This is a genomic window from Halorussus vallis (genome assembly GCF_024138165.1).
Taxonomy (GTDB): domain Archaea; phylum Halobacteriota; class Halobacteria; order Halobacteriales; family Haladaptataceae; genus Halorussus; species Halorussus vallis.
Genome location: NZ_CP100000.1, coordinates 3726765 through 3742198 on the forward strand (window position 1 = coordinate 3726765; position 15434 = coordinate 3742198).

At 68.4% G+C, this 15434-nt stretch carries 17 protein-coding genes; 10 read left to right on the forward strand and 7 right to left on the reverse strand.

Annotated elements, in window-relative coordinates; genetic code table 11:
• Positions 1-975 carry a hypothetical protein gene (locus NGM07_RS18920; protein WP_253514505.1) on the reverse strand — a complete coding sequence of 325 codons (975 nt, stop codon included), beginning with the start codon at positions 973-975 and terminating at the stop codon, positions 1-3.
• 100 nt (positions 976-1075) lie between these two features.
• On the opposite strand from NGM07_RS18920, the gene ligA reads away from it, so the two are divergent.
• The 5 genes from ligA (at position 1076) to NGM07_RS18945 (ending at position 5868) form a co-directional block, all read left to right on the forward strand.
• Entirely contained in the window at positions 1076-2818 is a 1743-nt protein-coding gene (gene ligA, locus NGM07_RS18925; RefSeq protein WP_253514507.1) for an ATP-dependent DNA ligase LigA, read from the forward strand.
• Positions 2819-2856: 38 nt separating this feature from the next.
• Positions 2857-3315, forward strand: a complete 459-nt coding sequence (locus NGM07_RS18930) for a hypothetical protein (protein ID WP_253514508.1) — start codon at positions 2857-2859, stop codon at positions 3313-3315.
• Positions 3316-3661: 346 nt separating this feature from the next.
• Complete coding sequence (locus tag NGM07_RS18935; RefSeq protein ID WP_253514510.1) at positions 3662-4414, forward strand: MBL fold metallo-hydrolase; 753 nt, start codon at positions 3662-3664, stop codon at positions 4412-4414.
• A 42-nt stretch (positions 4415-4456) separates the two neighbouring features.
• Entirely contained in the window at positions 4457-5284 is an 828-nt protein-coding gene (locus NGM07_RS18940) for an alpha/beta fold hydrolase (RefSeq protein ID WP_253514512.1), read from the forward strand.
• A gap of 125 nt (positions 5285-5409) precedes the next feature.
• Positions 5410-5868 carry a hypothetical protein gene (locus NGM07_RS18945; RefSeq protein WP_253514514.1) on the forward strand — a complete coding sequence of 153 codons (459 nt, stop codon included), beginning with the start codon at positions 5410-5412 and terminating at the stop codon, positions 5866-5868.
• A 49-nt stretch (positions 5869-5917) separates the two neighbouring features.
• Here the strand turns inward: NGM07_RS18945 and NGM07_RS18950 are convergent, their stop codons facing one another.
• Complete coding sequence (locus NGM07_RS18950; protein WP_253514516.1) at positions 5918-6127, reverse strand: TOBE domain-containing protein; 210 nt, start codon at positions 6125-6127, stop codon at positions 5918-5920.
• 110 nt (positions 6128-6237) lie between these two features.
• Between NGM07_RS18950 and NGM07_RS18955 the strand changes: the two genes are divergently transcribed.
• Positions 6238-7110, forward strand: a complete 873-nt coding sequence (locus tag NGM07_RS18955; RefSeq protein ID WP_253514517.1) for a zinc ribbon domain-containing protein — start codon at positions 6238-6240, stop codon at positions 7108-7110.
• 13 nt (positions 7111-7123) lie between these two features.
• On the opposite strand, the gene NGM07_RS18960 is transcribed toward NGM07_RS18955, so the two are convergent.
• The gene (locus NGM07_RS18960) at positions 7124-7780 is read right to left on the reverse strand and encodes a helix-turn-helix domain-containing protein (protein WP_253514519.1); all 657 of its coding nucleotides are present in this window, start codon (positions 7778-7780) and stop codon (positions 7124-7126) included.
• An 84-nt stretch (positions 7781-7864) separates the two neighbouring features.
• On the opposite strand from NGM07_RS18960, the gene NGM07_RS18965 reads away from it, so the two are divergent.
• Complete coding sequence (locus NGM07_RS18965) at positions 7865-9070, forward strand: FAD-dependent oxidoreductase (protein ID WP_253514521.1); 1206 nt, start codon at positions 7865-7867, stop codon at positions 9068-9070.
• Positions 9071-9123: 53 nt separating this feature from the next.
• On the opposite strand, the gene NGM07_RS18970 is transcribed toward NGM07_RS18965, so the two are convergent.
• From NGM07_RS18970 to NGM07_RS18980, 4 genes are all read right to left on the reverse strand, one after another.
• The gene (locus NGM07_RS18970; protein WP_253514523.1) at positions 9124-10215 is read right to left on the reverse strand and encodes a DNA topoisomerase IV subunit A; all 1092 of its coding nucleotides are present in this window, start codon (positions 10213-10215) and stop codon (positions 9124-9126) included.
• The gene (locus NGM07_RS18975) at positions 10212-12620 is read right to left on the reverse strand and encodes a DNA topoisomerase VI subunit B (RefSeq protein WP_253514525.1); all 2409 of its coding nucleotides are present in this window, start codon (positions 12618-12620) and stop codon (positions 10212-10214) included. Before NGM07_RS18975 ends, NGM07_RS18970 begins: the two co-directional genes overlap by 4 nt.
• A 339-nt stretch (positions 12621-12959) precedes the next feature.
• Positions 12960-13091 carry a hypothetical protein gene (locus tag NGM07_RS25360; RefSeq protein ID WP_256524288.1) on the reverse strand — a complete coding sequence of 44 codons (132 nt, stop codon included), beginning with the start codon at positions 13089-13091 and terminating at the stop codon, positions 12960-12962.
• Positions 13091-13291 carry a hypothetical protein gene (locus NGM07_RS18980; protein WP_253514526.1) on the reverse strand — a complete coding sequence of 67 codons (201 nt, stop codon included), beginning with the start codon at positions 13289-13291 and terminating at the stop codon, positions 13091-13093. The genes NGM07_RS25360 and NGM07_RS18980 overlap by 1 nt, the downstream gene beginning before the upstream one ends.
• Positions 13292-13431: 140 nt before the next feature.
• Here NGM07_RS18980 and NGM07_RS18985 point away from each other — a divergent pair, with 140 nt between their 5' ends.
• From NGM07_RS18985 to NGM07_RS18995, 3 genes are all read left to right on the forward strand, one after another.
• The gene (locus NGM07_RS18985) at positions 13432-14058 is read left to right on the forward strand and encodes a DUF7282 domain-containing protein (protein ID WP_253520249.1); all 627 of its coding nucleotides are present in this window, start codon (positions 13432-13434) and stop codon (positions 14056-14058) included.
• Positions 14059-14119: 61 nt separating this feature from the next.
• On the forward strand, positions 14120-14809 hold the full coding sequence (locus NGM07_RS18990; protein ID WP_253514528.1) for a YqjF family protein: 690 nt from the start codon (positions 14120-14122) through the stop codon (positions 14807-14809).
• A 59-nt stretch (positions 14810-14868) separates the two neighbouring features.
• Positions 14869-15318, forward strand: coding sequence for a thiol-disulfide oxidoreductase DCC family protein (locus NGM07_RS18995; protein WP_253514529.1), 450 nt, complete (start codon positions 14869-14871; stop codon positions 15316-15318).
• The last annotated feature ends 116 nt before the right edge of the window (positions 15319-15434 follow it).

Consider the following 15434-nt stretch of genomic DNA (forward strand, 5'->3'; position numbering starts at 1 on the left):
CTACTCCCACCCCGCGTTCGTGCCGGACTGTCGACCGGAGTCGCCCGAGGCGGCCGCGAAGTCTCCCGAGTTCGCGGCCGCCATGTCGGCGACGAACTCGGTCGTGGCGAACGCCAGCGCCAGCGCGACGGGGGCGGTCAGCGCCGTGCCGACCACGACGCCGACCGCGCCGAGGTTGACCACGACCGGAGTGACGACCGCGGAGACGACCGCGCCGAACACCAGGTATCCCAGCGCGAACGAGAAGTACGGCCCGCCCGAAAGCGCCCAGTCGAGACTGCGCGAGAGCGCCGCCGCGAGGCCGGCACCCTCCACTACCACCAGGTACGGCGTCGCGTAGAAGCAGTACGCCGCGACGAAGTACAGCGGAATCGCCAGCAGGACGAGCGGTCCCGCGGCGAGTCCCAGGCCGACCAGCGCGAACGTCGGCGCCGAAATCAGCGCCTGCCACCCTAGCACCGGCAGGAAGTACCGCCGGACGTTGCCGACGAAGTCGTACTCGTTGACGCGGAGGAGGTCGGCGACGCTCCCGAGGTAGCCCGCGACGAGCGCCGCGTTGACGACCAGAAACACCGGAAACAGCCACAGCGGCGACGAGACGTGGACTCCGGGCCCCTGGTTTGGTAGGCTTACGAACGTCCAGAGGTCGGCCACCGTCATCGGGAACGGGAACTTGACGCCGAAGTGGCCGCCCTCGAACGCCGCGACCCGCCGGATGGCGTCGACGTTCAGCACGCTCGAAAGCACGGGGACGGCCGCCAGCGGCAGGTGGTCGCTCGCGCGCTCCCACCCGGCCCCCAACCGGGCGGTGAACGACCGCCCGGTGCTCCTGGCGTCTCCGGAGGAATTCGGAGTGTCGGTCGGCGCGGTGGAGGCGTCGTCGGGGGACTCGGAGACGTCGTCGGGAGCGTCCGGCGCATCGTCGGTCGAATCGTCTGGAGAGTCCTCGGGGGCGTCGTCTGGCGGGGAGGGCATCGTCCGTCCGTGCGTCCGGCCGCAGAATAAATCTTCCCGAGGCGACACGTCGGACGGGGAGTCGGTCGGTTTATCTGGGGCTACCGACTACCCTCGCTCGATGGAGTTCGGGGAGTTCGCCGACGCGGCGGCCGAAATCGAGGAACTGAGCGCCGACACGGAGATAATCGAGCGCGTGACCGAACTGCTGTCGCGCGCCGACGCCGAGAGCGACGGCGCCGCGGGCGAGGACAGCGCGACCGACGAACTCCCAGTGCTCGCGCGGTTCGTCCAGGGCCGAGTGTTCCCCGCCTGGTCGTCGACGACGCTCGACATCGGGCCGAACTACTGCTACGAGGCCATCGCGCGGGCGGCCGGGACGAACGTCTCGGCGGCCGACGTCGAGTCCCGACTCGCAGAGGTCGGCGACATCGGCGAGGTGGCCGCGGGCTACGACTTCGGCGGCCAGCAGGGGCTGGCGGCGTTCGGTTCGGGCGGCGGGAGCGAGGACCTCACGGTCGCCGAAGTCGCCGAGGAACTGGCGACGCTCGCCGCCGCCGAGGGGTCGGGGAGCCAGGACAAGAAGATAGACCTGCTGTTCGCGCTGTTCAACCGCGCGAGTTCGCGGGAGGCGCGCTACCTCGCTCGACTCGTGCTCTCGGAGATGCGCATCGGCGTCGGCGAGGGCACCGTCAGGGACGCCATCGCGGCCGCCTTCGACGTGCCGGTCGAGTCGGTCGAGCGCGCCCTCCAGGTGTCGAACGACTACGGCGAGGTCGCCCGCGTCGCGCGCGACGCGGGCGAGGCCGGCCTCGACGAGATGGACCTCGAAGTCGGTCGGCCGGTCCAGGCGATGCTCGCGCAAGCCGGCACCGTGAGCGATGCGCTCGACGATTGGGAGGAGACTGCGGTGGAGTGGAAGTTCGACGGTGCGCGCGTCCAACTCCACTACGACCCCGACGGACTCGCCCGCTCGGCCGACGACGACGCGTCGTCGTCGGCCGAGCGCACGGTCGCGGTCTTCTCGCGCAACATGGAGGACGTGACCGACGCGCTCCCCGAGGTCGTCGAGTACGTCGAGGAGCACCTCGACGTGCCGGCCATCCTCGACGGCGAGGTGGTCGCCACCGACGACGACGGCGACCCCCTGCCGTTCCAGGAGGTGCTGCGACGGTTCCGCCGGAAGCACGACGTCGCCCGCGCCCGCGAGGCGGTCGAACTCGACCTGTTCGCGTTCGACTGCCTCCACGCCGACGGCGACGACCTGCTCCGCGCACCCCTCACGGAGCGCCACGACCGCCTCGAAGACGTCCTCTCGGGAGGCGTGTCGGCGCTGTGGGTTTCCGACGACCCCGACCAAATCGCCGAGATAGAGGAAAACGCCCTCGACGCGGGCCACGAGGGCATCATGCTCAAGAATCCCGACTCGACGTACTCGCCGGGCCGCCGCGGGAAGAACTGGCTCAAGCGCAAGCCCGACGTCGAGACGCTGGACCTCGTGGTCACGGGCGCCGAGTGGGGCGAGGGCCGGCGGGCGAGCTTTCTAGGAACCTTCCTGCTGTCGGCTCGAACCGACGACGGCGACTTCGAGACGCTCGGAAAGGTCGCCACCGGCATCACCGACGAGGAACTCGCGGAGTTGACCGAACTGCTCGAACCGCACATCCGGACGCAGGACGGCCAGGACGTCGAGATTGCTCCCGAGGTCGTCTTCGAGGTCGGCTACGAGGAGATCCAGGAGTCGCCGACCTACTCGTCGGGCTACGCGCTCCGGTTCCCCCGGTTCCTCGGCGTTCGCGACGACAAGACGCCCGAGAGCGCCGATTCGCTTTCGCGAGTCGAGCGACTCGCAGACGCCCAGTAACGCGAATCTATTTCTGTCGGCGAGCGAAACAGTCTCGGGTGACAGGAGACGGTGTCGCAATCGAACGCGGGCGGTCCTCCACCCCGGCCAGCGCGCCGTCGAAGTGGCGATTCCTCGTGGTCCTCCCCGCGCTGGAACTACCGGTCGCCGTCCTCGCACTTCTGTCGTCCGCGGCGGTCGGGCCGTCTCACGCCGTCACGGCCTCGCTCGCTATCTTCCTCATGTACGCGACGCCGGTCGTCGGCCCGCTGTCGTTCGCCGGTCTGTACCTCGACGGTTCGCGCCGAACTGCCACCAGCGGTCGCCGCGAGCGCGGCGACCGCTGGTGGCTCTACGCCCTCGTCGCGCTCGCGTTCGCGGCCGTCCTCACCTACCACGCCTCCGGCGGCACCGAAGGCAACGCCGCACTGTTCGGCCTCTGGGAACCCTCGGTCGCGCTCGCGCTGGCGATGGTCCCGGTCGGCGTTGCGAACTTCCTCCGTCGCTACGCGTTCTGATTCGGATCGGACGGCGCTCGCGGGTTCGCCGACTCCCGACCTTCGACTCGCCGAGTGCCGACCTGCAGGCCCGCCAGGTGCCCGACGTCCGTCACCTGGCCGCGAAGGTTCAAATAGGAGAACGGGACCAACCCAGGACGTGACCTGAGCGGTCCCCGGAGCGGGACGCGGTCGCGCGGTGCGCGCCGCTTCGGGGTGACAGACCCTCGCGAGGACGCGCACCGCCTGTTAGCCCTCTCGACCGCCGTTCCGGAGCAACTGCGTCGAAGGCAGACGACTTTCGAGGCCATTTTTCGAGACGTCCGAAGCCGAACCGTTTAGGCCGCTTCCCCACCAACGCCCGGCCATGACGATTCGCCACGACGGACTCCTCGTCGACTGGCTCGGCTACGCGACGCTCCGCATCGAAGCGCCCGGCGGTCCCGTGGTCTACCTTGACCCAGGGCGCTACGGCGTCCTGACCGGCGAGTGGCGCCCCGACAGCGCCGACGCGACCCACCCCGAAGCCCGCGACTACCGGCCAGAAGACGGCGATTTGGTGCTGGTCACCCACGACCACCACTACGATTCGGACGGCATCGAGCGCGTGGCGGCAGACGACGCCACGGTCGTCGTCTACGACGCGGTCTACCCGAAGGGAATCGACCGCGACGTCAAGGACCTCGGCGACCTCCCCTACGAGGTGGTCAAGGTGAGCGACGGGACCGACCGGATGTTCGGCGACGTCATCGTCCGAACCGTCGAGGCCTACAACGAACCGGACGGTCCGCACACCCGCGAGAACGGCGAACCGTTCCACCCCGAGGGCTCGGGCACGGGGTACATCGTCACCGTGGACGGGACCGACGTCTTCTGGCCGGGTGACTCCGACGCGCTCGACGGCCACGCCGCGCTCGACGTCTCGCTGTTCTGTCCGCCCATCGGTGGGTCGTTCACGATGGACCGCCGCGAGGCCGCCGACCTGGCCGAGGCGATGGACCCGGACCTCGTGTTGCCGATTCACTACGACACGTTCGAGGCGCTCGAAACCGACTCGGCCGCGTTCGCGTCCGACGTGGCGTCCCGCGGCGTCCCCGTGGTGCTCGACGAGCGCGAGTAGTCGACCCCAACCTCTTTTCCGCTCTCCGTCGTTCCGTCGACCATGGGACGCGAACGGGGCCTCCTCCGGACCGAGACGGGCGAGTACCCGTTCGTGAAGTTCGGCGACGGCGAGCGTCCGCTGGTGATCTTCGCCGGCCTGAGCGACGCGTTCCAGCCGGAACGCCCCGCGCCGTTCTTCGCGCTGCTGCTCGAACGCTACTACTATCGGCTCTTCACCGACGAACACACCCTCTACGTCGTCGGTCGAAGACGGCGACTCCCCTACGGGACGACGACCCGCGACATGGCCGGCGAGTACGCCGACGTGCTCTCGAATCTCGACCTCGGTCCGGCGGACGTGCTGGGCGTCTCGCTCGGTGGTTTGATCGCCCAGCACCTCGCGGCCGACCACCCTGGTCTGGTCCGGCGACTCGTCCTGGGCGTCTCGGGCGCGCGCGTCGGCGTCGCGGGCCGCCGGACGCTCGAACGCTGGCGCGAGTGGGCCGACCGCGGGTGGTGGTTCGACGCCTACCTCGACGCGATTCCGGTGACCTACACCGGCTACCGTCGGTGGCTCTACCCGCCGTTGATTCGGACGGTCGGTCGACCGTTGCTCTCGGAACCCGCGGCGGTTTCCGACGTCGCCGTCTCCTGCCAGGCGTGTCTCGACCACGACTCGAGCGACCGCCTCGGCGAAATCGAGGCGCCGACGCTCGTGATCGGCGGCACCGAGGACCACTTCTTCCCCGAGGCGACCCTGCGAGGGACCGCCGAGGCGATTCCGAACGCGCGTCTCGAACTCATCGAGGGGACGGGCCACGGCGCGTTCGAGGAGCGAAAGCGGGCGTTCGACCGGACCGTGAAGGTGTTCCTCGACGATAGCGCGTAGTCCACGCGAGCGGGTCGGGCGTCGACGACGCCCGACCCGCCCGACACTGCGCTCTACCGCGTCCGCGCCGCCCGCTTCGAGAACCGGTTAGATTATTTACCCGTGCGTCCGAATCGACGTCCAAGATGCGTTTCGAAAGTCCCGGCGTCGAACCCCCTGCGGAGTGGCCCTACGCCACGGAGGCGACGGTCTGCGCCGCCTGCGGTCGGGCGAGCGACCGCCACCTCGTCGTCGATTCGCTGGGACTCGTCTGGGGCGCGGCGACTCGCGGTGGCCTCGCGCCGAGCGAGGTCGGTGAGTACGTCGGCACGTTGGAGTTTCGGTGCTGTACCGACTGCTGGACCGATGCGGGCGTCGCCGCGCTCGACGGTGCTCGGACGCTCCTCGCCCGGGAAACCCGCGCCGAGGACGGCCGACCGTTCGCGCTCGACGCGCGGAAGGTCGCGGCCGCCGCACGACTCGACGCGCAGAAGGTCGCGGTCGCCGACCTCTGGCCGCTCGGTCGGACCGGTCCCGAACTCGAACACGTCAGGGCGCAGGACGCAGCGGTCGAGGACCTGTTGGCGTCGCTGTCCGGGGAGTGACGCGCCGCGTCGGCGAACCGCCGGACCGGCGCCGACGCAGGGTCGGCCGTCACTCGGCGTCGATCATCACTTCGGTCGCCTTGACGACCGCGTTCACCTCGTCGCCCTCCTCGATGCCGAGTCGGTCGACCGAGTTCGCGGTGATGACCGCGGTCACCCGCTGGCCGCCGTCGGTTTCGACCGCGACCTCGGCCATCAGTCCCTCGGTTTCGACCGATTGGACCGTTCCCGCGAGCCTGTTGCGTGCACTGAGCGTCATGCGAACCGGCTACGACGTTCCGCGTGTTAAGCGTTCGAGCCGAGAATCGCGCGGACGATACGTCGCCGATGCTACACAACCTTCTTGTTACCGCGACGACGATTTCTCGTATGGCAACCCGCGATACGCCGAACTTCTGTTCGCAATGCGGCGACGCCCTATCGCCGGGAGACGCCTTCTGCTCGCAGTGCGGGGCCGGCGTCGACGACGACTTGGGACGGTCTGGGTCGCGCGCCACCGCCGGCGCGAGCGCCGGCGGTGGCGCGTCCACGCGGTCGGCCCGCTCCGGGCCGCGGTCGGACTTCCGCCGCCGGGTCGAGGACCTCACCGTCGAAGGCTGGGACGTGAAACACGACTACGGCGACCGCGTGGTGATGATAAACCGCGGCTTCGGTTCGATACCGGTCCACCTGCTCCTGCTGGTGTTCACCAGCGGCGTGGGGAACGTCCTCTACGCCGCGTACCGTTACTCGCCGGGCGCCGAACGAATCGAACTCCGCGAGGACGGCACCGACCGCTACTCGCCCGGCCGCGGACTCGACACGGAGTGGAGTCTGTCGGGGGCTATCGCGCTGGTCGCGAGCATCGTCTTAGGCGGTTTCCTCGCGTTCGCCGGACTGGGACTGATGGTCGACTCCGCGATTCTCCTCGGAACGGCGGTGCTATTCGTCGGCGTCGCGTCCGTCGCGTTCGCCGCGCAGTTCGTCCCCGGGTTCGAGTCGCCGACCACCTTCGGCCGGCGTCGGACCACCGACGAGGAGGTCGTCACCGCCCCGGAGACGCCCTGCGTCGCCTGCTCCCGGCCGGTCGGAACCGGCGTAAAACGGAGCTTCACCGAACGCCGATACGTCGCCGGAGTGCCGGTCGAGACGGTCGAGTCCGGCGAGAACCACTACTGCCGGTCCTGCGCGAACGGCGACCCGTTCACCGGCGAGTTCGAATTCGAGCGAGCGACCGGCGAGAAGAGCCGAGAGTTCGTCTGACCCGCGTTCGTCCTCAGCGAACGAGCGCGCCGAACACTCGCTCCTCGATTTTCCTGAGGTGTTCGCCCGCCGTCGTCGGTGCGATTCCGACCGCCGACGCGACGTCTTCGTGCGTTGATTCCCGCGGTGACCGGTAGTATCCGAGTTCCACCGCTGCTTCGAGCACTTCCCGCTGACGGGTCGTCAGCAGTCTCGTGAACGACTCGACCTCGGGGTCGTACTCGCCCGTTTCCACGACCTCGAAATCGAGGACCGTCTCGTCGGCGACCTTTTGAAACAGCTCCCGGAGGTCGGCGTCGCTCCCGAGGTGCGTTATCCGGAGCGAACCGTCGTCGTTGATGCGTATCGGCGTCTCGACGACGACGTCCGACTCGCGGCCGAGTTCCAGCACGCGCCGCGTCGAGTCGGTCGGTTCGAACTGGCTCACCGCCATCCACCGCTCGTCACCCGAGACGAGCGAGTCGACGACGTGGGGCGACTCCCGCATTATCTCCTCGTACCGTTCCCGGTCGCCGCTCCCTTCGGCGAACAACAGAACGGTCCCGTCAGCGAGGAGTTCGACGTGGTGGATCGCCTCCCGCGAAATCGAGGGCTCTTCGGCGAGTTCCGCTCCGAGCGGGTGGAACGCTCCGCTCTCGCCGGGGCGGGCGACCACCGTGAGATATCGCATACGAGCGCGGAGACGCCGACCGAACTTAAAGAGGCGCGGATGGCCCGCAGTCGACGCTTCGTATTCGGGTGCGAAGCGTCGACCATGTCACGAGAGTACCCCGACGTCGCGATAGTCGGCGGCGGCATCTGCGGACTGACCGCGGCGCTCGCGCTCGAACGGCGGGGGTGGACACCGACCGTCTACGAGGCGGCGTCCGAGTACCGCCCCGTCGGCGCAGGCATCCTCCTGCAGACGAACGCCCTCCTCGTCCTGGACCGTCTCGGTGTCGCCGAACGGGTCCGGGACGCGGGAGTCTCCCTCGCCGACACCGAGATTCGCTCGCCGAGTGGGCGCGTCCTGCAACGGTTCGGCCTCGACGCGGTCGAGCGCCGCGAGTTCGGCTACGGATTCGTCGCGATTCACCGCGCCGCCCTCCAGCGGATTCTCCTGGACGAACTCGACGCCGAGGTCCGGACGGGGATGAACTGCATCGCGGTGACCGATACGGAGACGCCGACGGTCCGGTTCGCCGACGGGACGACGGTCGGTCCGGACGTCCTCGTCGGCGCCGACGGCATCGGGTCGGCCGTTCGCGAGGCCGTCTCCCCAAGCGTCGGCCCGCAACCGTTCGACGGCGTCGTCTACCGCGCCGTCGCCGGGGTAGAACTGGCCGAGGAACACCGCGCCAGCGGGTTCGAGGTGTGGGGCGACGGAACCTACGCCGGCGGGGCGCCCGTCGACGGCGACCGGTTCTACCTGTTCGCCACGGCGCCCGAACCGCTGGCGGTCGACGGGACGGACGCCCGGGCGACGGTCGCGGCGCTCCGGAACCGCCTCGACGAGTTCCCCGACCCGGTCCCGGCCGTCGTCGAGTCGCTCGAACCGGGCGACGTGTTCGCCACCGGCCTGGCGGACGTCCCGCCGCTCGACCGCTGGCACCGCGACGCCGTCGTCCTCGCGGGCGACGCGGCCCACGCCATGCTCCCGTTCGCCGGACAGGGCGCGGCCCAGGGCGTCGAGGACGCGCTCGCACTGGCCCACGCGCTCGACGCCCACGAGGAGCGGTCGGCGGCCTTCCGGGCCTACGAAACCGAGCGAAAGCCCCGGGCCGACCGGATTCGGTCCGAATCGCGCAGGCTGGGGGAACTCGGGACGATGCGGTCGACCCTCGGCTGTCGGGTCCGAAACGCCGCGGCCGGCCTCCTCCCGGCCGCGCTCCTGCGACGGTCCCGGCGGCGCCGCGCCGCCGGGACGTCGCTCCCGGAAACCGGTCCTACTCCGCGTCCGAAGACCGGCGCCGACGACTGACTCCGCGTGCGGTCGCTCGTGCAGTCGGGTCGAAAGAAAGAGTCGTTCGGGAGTTACAGCACGCCCATGTCGCTCAGCCGTTCGGGCAGGTACTCTTCGGTCACGAAGTCCAGGCCGTGGGAGGCCAGCGACTGCTGTTCGGACTTCTTCTCGATGTCGAGTTGGATCTCGATCTGCTCCTCCCAGTAGTCGGTCTGGAAGCGCGGGTCCTCCAGTTCCGATTCGAGCGCGTTGACGTCCGAGTCGCTGAGCGGGTCGGTCGGCAGGTCGTACTCCACGATGTCGGAGGGCTGGATGCCGATGAACTGGGCGTCGGGCGTCGCGAGGTAGTCGCTCAGGTGGGCCGACTTGATGGAACCGTAGGCCACCGAGCCGAAGATGCGGTACGACCACGGGTCGCCGTCAGTGAAGACGGTCACCGGCAGGTCGAGTTCGTTGTGGAGTCGCTTGGTCAGCCGGCGGGTCGCCCGCGCCGGTTGGCCGCCCAGGTGGACGATGATGGTGTTGTACTCCTCGTCGAACCCGTTCTCGACGAGTCGGTCGCGCATCCCACCGGTTTCGACGCAGAGCACGAAGTCGGCGTCGTTGTCGAGGAACTCGATGGTGTCGATGTTGTTCGGGATCTGGTAGCCGCCCTGTCCCACGTCGTCCTGACAGTGGATCTCCCGGTCGCCGCGGTTGGTCTGCTCCCGGAGCAGCAGCGGTCCCATCACCTTCGCGCCGGACTCCTCAGGGCGCATGTGGAAGTCCTCGCGGGTGACTTCCGAGACGATCTCCAGGTCCTCGATTAGCTGGTTCGATTCGTCCTGGTTCGAGAACTGCGCCTCCTTGGAGTCCCAGCTCTCGCTGAGGTAGTAGAGCTCACGCAGGGTGGACGAGCGGTCCTGGTCGAGTTGTTCGGCCAGGAAGTCGATGGTGTAGACGGCCTTCAGGAGCTTCCGGGCGCCCCGGACGCTGTTGGCGCTCCGGGTGCTCTCTCGGTCGCCGTACACCCAGACGCGGTCGTCCTCGTCGTACTCGATGTTGCTCTTCGTCCGCGTCGGGATCGACATCTCGGGGATGTCGCCCCGGTCGAACTGGTCGTAGAACTCCGCCGCGAGGTCGATGAGTTGCTCGCGTGCTCGTTCTTCGTTGTCTGCGCTCATTGGTTAACTGTGAGTTTGGGGTCTTCGATTCCTTCGACGTTGACGTCGAACGATGCGTCCTCGCTGACTTCGTACTCCAGGGCGGCCTCGTCGCCGCTGGCGACGGTGGCCGACCACTTGACGAACCACTCGCCGTCCATGTCGACGACGGTCGCGCCGTCGGAGAGGTTCGTCGGTTCGGCGCTCACGATGTCGGTGACCTCCACCGTCTCGTTCGTGGTGGTGTGGTTCTCGACGACGAGTCGGACCTTCCCGTCCTCGACTTCGCGCTCGACGAGCACGTTGTTCATGATGCGCGCCAGCGCGTCGTCGTACTTGGGTTCGTCCTGGTCGGTCACGTCGGCGAGCTTCCGGGCCATCTCCGGCAGGATGGAGGCGATGACGCTCTGTTTCTTCTTGCGCTTCTGGAGCGACTTGCGCTTGTTGAGGTACGATTTGAGTTCGCGGGCGGCTTCCCGGATGGCGAGTTCGATTTCGTCCTCGATTTCGGGGACGTTCGCCACCGCGTCCTTGGACTCGCTGGTGAACGGGACGTTCGTCGAGGCGACGTGGATCATGATGACCGCCGGGCCGTTCGGGATGCCCGACCCGCCGGGTTGGTCGAGGTTGTAGTTGCGCCAGCCGATGGACTTCACCACGTCGGTGGTCGCACACGCCCCGCGCTGGTAGACCAGCGGCACGCGGTTGGCGAACCGCAGCACCTCGGCTTTCCCCTCGGCTTCGAGTTCACCGCCGTAGGCGATGCCGGCCTCGACGATGAACGGGTCGCCGCCGTGGACGCCCGCGTCGCGGGTCGCCGCCGCGTAGAAGTCGGCGTCGTACTCCTTGCGGAGGCCGGCCTCGACGAGGTCGGCGTCGATGGGCGACAGGCAGTCGGTCGGCGGCGCGATGATGTCGGTGTCCTTCATCGCGTTCAGGAGCTCGCCGGTCGCGTCGCGGTCGTCGGCGAGTTCCCGGACCTTCGGCACGTCGTCGGTCACCGTCCGCATCACCGACCAGAGCTCCGTCACGACGTTCTCGCGGGCCGTCTCGCCGAACGTCGCGTCGTCGTATTCTTCGGTGTCGTCGGCCGCGCGGTCGACGTACTCGACGAGTTCGTCGTAGGTCGCGCGGTCGCGTTCGCGGCCTTTCTCGAACCGCCGGGCGACGCGCTCGGCCAGGCCGTGGACGGTTTCGTCGTCCTTCCGAGTGCTGGTGGCCTTGTCGACCAGTCCGTAGATGTCGCTCGTGCGGTCGGCGGTGAGTTGCTCCCAGGCGGCCTCGACGGCGTTCTCCTGGACGGTTTCGCCGAACGTGACCTCGTGGGCCTCACCGGCCGAGTGGGCGGCCTCGGCCACGATTTCGACGAGTTCGTGGTGGGAAACCCGGTCGCGGGCGTCGACCTTCTTCGCCACCTCGTCGGCGAACGCGTTCGTCGCGTCGGCGCCCTTGTTCGAGACGGCGGCCTGGACCGCTCGGGCGATGTCGGCCTCGTCGTGGGCTTGCGGGGGTTTCCACGACGCCTCGCGGCCGAAGTGTCTGTCGCGGAAGTTGTCCAGGATGGAATCCGCGGTCTTGCGGCCGACCCGGGTGAACTCCTCCTGGACGAACCCCGAGATGCTGTGGGAATCGGTCGCGCCGAGCATCTTCAGCACGGTGCCGAGTTCGACCCCGTGGGGGTGCGGGCGAATCTCTTTCGTCTCTTCGGGGAGCGTCGCGCCATCGGCCCGGTCGAACACCTGCTGGCCCTCCATCCCGGGCTCCTCGAAGATGATCTGGGCGTGGGGGTTGACGACCGCGGTGTGCTTGATGTACTGCAGCAACTGCTGGCGGGCACGCATGTTCGCCTCCATCTGAAGCTCGATGCGCGTCCCGTGGGTGTCGTTGACGTGTTTGCCCGTCGGCGGCGTGTCCGACTCCTTCTGGATTTCGGGCTCGTTCTCGTCGGTATCGATGATGAGCTCGAAGTACTGCTCGCTACCCTCTCGGGTCTTGCTCGTAATCTTCGCGGGGGAGCCGCTGGTGAGCTGGGAGTAGAGAACGGCCGCGGAGATACCGATACCCTGCTGGCCGCGGGACTGCTCGCGCGCGTGGAATCGAGAACCGTAGAGGAGTTTCCCGAACACCTTGGGGACCTGCTCTTTGGTGATGCCGGGACCGTTGTCCTCCACGACGAGCGTGTAGTAGTCGCCGTCGTCGCTGATTTTGACGTAGATAGTCGGTTTGAAACCCGCCTCCTCCGTCGCGTCGAGCGCGTTGTCGACTGCCTCCTTCACTGCCGTCACCAACCCTCGGGCCCCGCTGTCGAACCCGAGCATATGCTTGTTCTTCTCGAAGAACTCGGCGATGGAGATCTGGCGCTGGCTCTCTGCCAGCTCCTCCGCGATGCCCTCCTCTTCACCGAGTGTCGACTGGATGGATGGCATTCTGTGAGGGGACGTTACGTCGGGCCATTTAAAGGCTTCTCGGTGGTGCGGAGTGAAAGTGAAAGTGATGGCAACAGCGCCCGAAACGGCGCATTTCCGTCTCGCGACCGCGGATAAACCGGGGCTTGCTATATCAAATGTTGCTCGAAGCCCCTCACCGTCTTCGAAGGAGAGCGCCATTCGCTTTCGATTTCGGTCGAATCAGACTCCGTCGCGGTCACGTTCTGCCGACGCGGTCGGCGACCGCGTCGCGTCGGCGAACCGAATCGGTTCGACGAGTACCCTCGCTCGAGCGCAGAACTCTGACATGCAATAACCACTATGCGAGAAGTCGGACGGTCAGCGGCGAGCGAGCAGGTATCCGGTCGCGGCACCGACCAGAATCGTTCCGCCGCGGGTGAGGATAATCGCGATTACGCCCAGAACCAGCGGTGCGGCGACGAGGAGGAGCAGGTTGTTGAGCGCCTGCATCACGGGGTCGTGCCGAGAAGCGGGTCGAAGGGAATCCCTTCGAGCGCGAGCGTCGCGAACTCGAGGAGGTATATTGGTACCGGCAGCGCCAGCAGTCCGAACGCCCCGCTGACCGTGGCGCCTCTGAGCGGGGACTCGCCCGCCCCGAGTCGCGTCCAGAGCAACCCCGCGACCAGCGCGGTGCCGACGACGCGAATCACGTCCAGATCGGAGGAAACGGAGACGCCGCGGTCCGCCGCCAGTTGCCGGGCAGAGGTCGCGGCGACCGGGAAGGTTAATTTTTATTCACTAACACGTGTTTTAATCACCTCCGAGAACGTCCGTTGGGCCGGTGTCAGAGATGGAAGACCACGACTCGAACGCTTCACGAACCGACGATACCGCTCGAACGTCGCGCCGTCGATTCCTCGGGGCGTGTGCGACGACCGGCCTCCTGCTCGGGACGACCGTCCCGGGGTCCGGACGAACCGCCGTCGGCGGAACTCCCGCGACGAAACGAGTCGACGGGCGCAGGCGGTCGGCGGCGGCCGCCCGCGCCGAGGACCCCGCGGCCGCGGAATCGACTACCACGCCGACGGACGGGGCGAGCGTGTCGTTCACCGCCCAGACTAGCGACGGCGAGACGGTCACCGTCGATTCGGCGACGCTCCCCAAGGACGGTTTCGTCGCGATATACGAGACGCGGGCCGGAGGCGACGCGCCCGCCGAACGCGTCGTCGGCGTCTCCGAGTACCTCCCGTCGGGAACCCACGAGAACGTCGAAATAACGCTGTTCGACGTGCCCGGCGCCGACTTCGACCGGACGCGACTCTCGACCGACCGGAGACTCCTCGCGGTGGCCCACCAGGATACGGACACGAACCGGCAGTTCGAGTTCGTCTCGTCCGGCGGCACGCAGGACCCGCCGTTCGTCGCGGGCGGCGAGCGAGTCGCCGACGTCGCCTGCGTCTCGGTGCGTCGCTGCTGACCCCGGACCGACTGCGGAAGAATCAGTATCCACCGCCGTCAACGTCCGGGTGAGTTACACGATGGTCCTCCCGATACGGATGGGGTGGCGACACCTCCTCTTCGCCAACTGGCCGGTCGACCCGTCGCCGGTCGCGACGCAACTCCCGGACGCGCTCGACGTCGAAACCTACGACGGGCGGGCGTGGCTCTCGGCGGTCCCGTTCACCAACGTCGCCGTCCGCCCGGCGGGCGTTCCCCGCCGACTCGGCTTCCGCCTGCCGGAACTCAACCTCCGGACGTACGTCACCCACGACGGCGAACCGGGCGTGTACTTCTTCAGCCTCGACGCCCACGGCGTTCTGGGCGTGGTCGGCGCGCGCGTCCTCCACCAACTCCCGTACTACTACGCCCGGATGTCGCTCGAAGTCGAGGCGGGCACCGTCGACTTCGAGAGTCGACGGCGTCACCCGGGGGCGCGCTCGGTCGACTTCACCGCCGCGTACGGTCCCGCCGGCGAGGAGTTCGTCGCCGAACCGGGGTCACTGGCCGCGTTCCTCACCGAGCGCGACCGGTACTACGCCGAGGGCGCGTCCGGAGATATCTGCCACGCCGACGTCCACCACGGCCCCTGGCCGCTCTACCCAGCGGAAGCGACCGTCGAGGGTGACTCGCTCTTCCGCGCTAACGGATTCGAGCGCCCCGACGGCGAACCGGTCTGTTACTACAGTCCGGGCGTCGACACCGTCGCCTCGCCGAGCGGCGGGTGGTGACCGACCGCCGACCCGAGTCCGAACGCTGAACATCCCCGCCCGCCAAGTTTCCGCCACGAATGAGCGCCGATGGCCCCGACCGCGCCGACCCGGCGGACGTCTCCGACGACCACCCGGTCCTGTTGTTCGACGGCGTCTGTAACCTCTGCAACGGGGCGATTCAGTTCGTCGTCGACGCCGACCCGGATGCCGTCTTCCGGTTCGCGCCGCTCCAGTCGCCGGTCGGCCGCGACCTCCTCGCCAGTTGCGGCCTCCCGACCGACGAGATGGACACCGTGGTCCTGGTCGAGGACGGCGAGTGCTACACGAAGTCGGCGGCCGCGCTCCGGGTCGCCCGGCGACTCGGCGTCCCCTACTCGCTCCTGTGGCCGTTTCGGTTCGTCCCGCGGCCGATTCGGGACGCCGTCTACGACGTTGTCGCCGCGAACCGCTATCGGTGGTTCGGCCGGCGCGAGGGGTGCATGGTGCCCTCGCCCGACGTCGAATCGCGGTTCCTCGACCGGAACTAGGGGCGAGTGTCCCGCGGCCCTGGGTCCGTCCCACGCCCGGCCCGAAGAGTCGAGCGCCGAGACGCGGGCGTAAACCTCGTACCGCTTGCCCCCGTACGTCCGGCGAGGCTAATACG

Coding starts and splice junctions, on each gene's coding strand:
- NGM07_RS18920 (WP_253514505.1), bottom strand. CDS start 975: ATGCCCTCCCCGCCAGACGACGCCCCCGAGGACTCTCCAGACGATTCG.
- ligA (WP_253514507.1), top strand. CDS start 1,076: ATGGAGTTCGGGGAGTTCGCCGACGCGGCGGCCGAAATCGAGGAACTG.
- NGM07_RS18935 (WP_253514510.1), top strand. CDS start 3,662: ATGACGATTCGCCACGACGGACTCCTCGTCGACTGGCTCGGCTACGCG.
- NGM07_RS18940 (WP_253514512.1), top strand. CDS start 4,457: ATGGGACGCGAACGGGGCCTCCTCCGGACCGAGACGGGCGAGTACCCG.
- NGM07_RS18945 (WP_253514514.1), top strand. CDS start 5,410: ATGCGTTTCGAAAGTCCCGGCGTCGAACCCCCTGCGGAGTGGCCCTAC.
- NGM07_RS18950 (WP_253514516.1), bottom strand. CDS start 6,127: ATGACGCTCAGTGCACGCAACAGGCTCGCGGGAACGGTCCAATCGGTC.
- NGM07_RS18955 (WP_253514517.1), top strand. CDS start 6,238: ATGGCAACCCGCGATACGCCGAACTTCTGTTCGCAATGCGGCGACGCC.
- NGM07_RS18960 (WP_253514519.1), bottom strand. CDS start 7,780: ATGCGATATCTCACGGTGGTCGCCCGCCCCGGCGAGAGCGGAGCGTTC.
- NGM07_RS18965 (WP_253514521.1), top strand. CDS start 7,865: ATGTCACGAGAGTACCCCGACGTCGCGATAGTCGGCGGCGGCATCTGC.
- NGM07_RS18970 (WP_253514523.1), bottom strand. CDS start 10,215: ATGAGCGCAGACAACGAAGAACGAGCACGCGAGCAACTCATCGACCTC.
- NGM07_RS18975 (WP_253514525.1), bottom strand. CDS start 12,620: ATGCCATCCATCCAGTCGACACTCGGTGAAGAGGAGGGCATCGCGGAG.
- NGM07_RS25360 (WP_256524288.1), bottom strand. CDS start 13,091: ATGCAGGCGCTCAACAACCTGCTCCTCCTCGTCGCCGCACCGCTGGTT.
- NGM07_RS18985 (WP_253520249.1), top strand. CDS start 13,432: ATGGAAGACCACGACTCGAACGCTTCACGAACCGACGATACCGCTCGA.
- NGM07_RS18990 (WP_253514528.1), top strand. CDS start 14,120: ATGGTCCTCCCGATACGGATGGGGTGGCGACACCTCCTCTTCGCCAAC.
- NGM07_RS18995 (WP_253514529.1), top strand. CDS start 14,869: ATGAGCGCCGATGGCCCCGACCGCGCCGACCCGGCGGACGTCTCCGAC.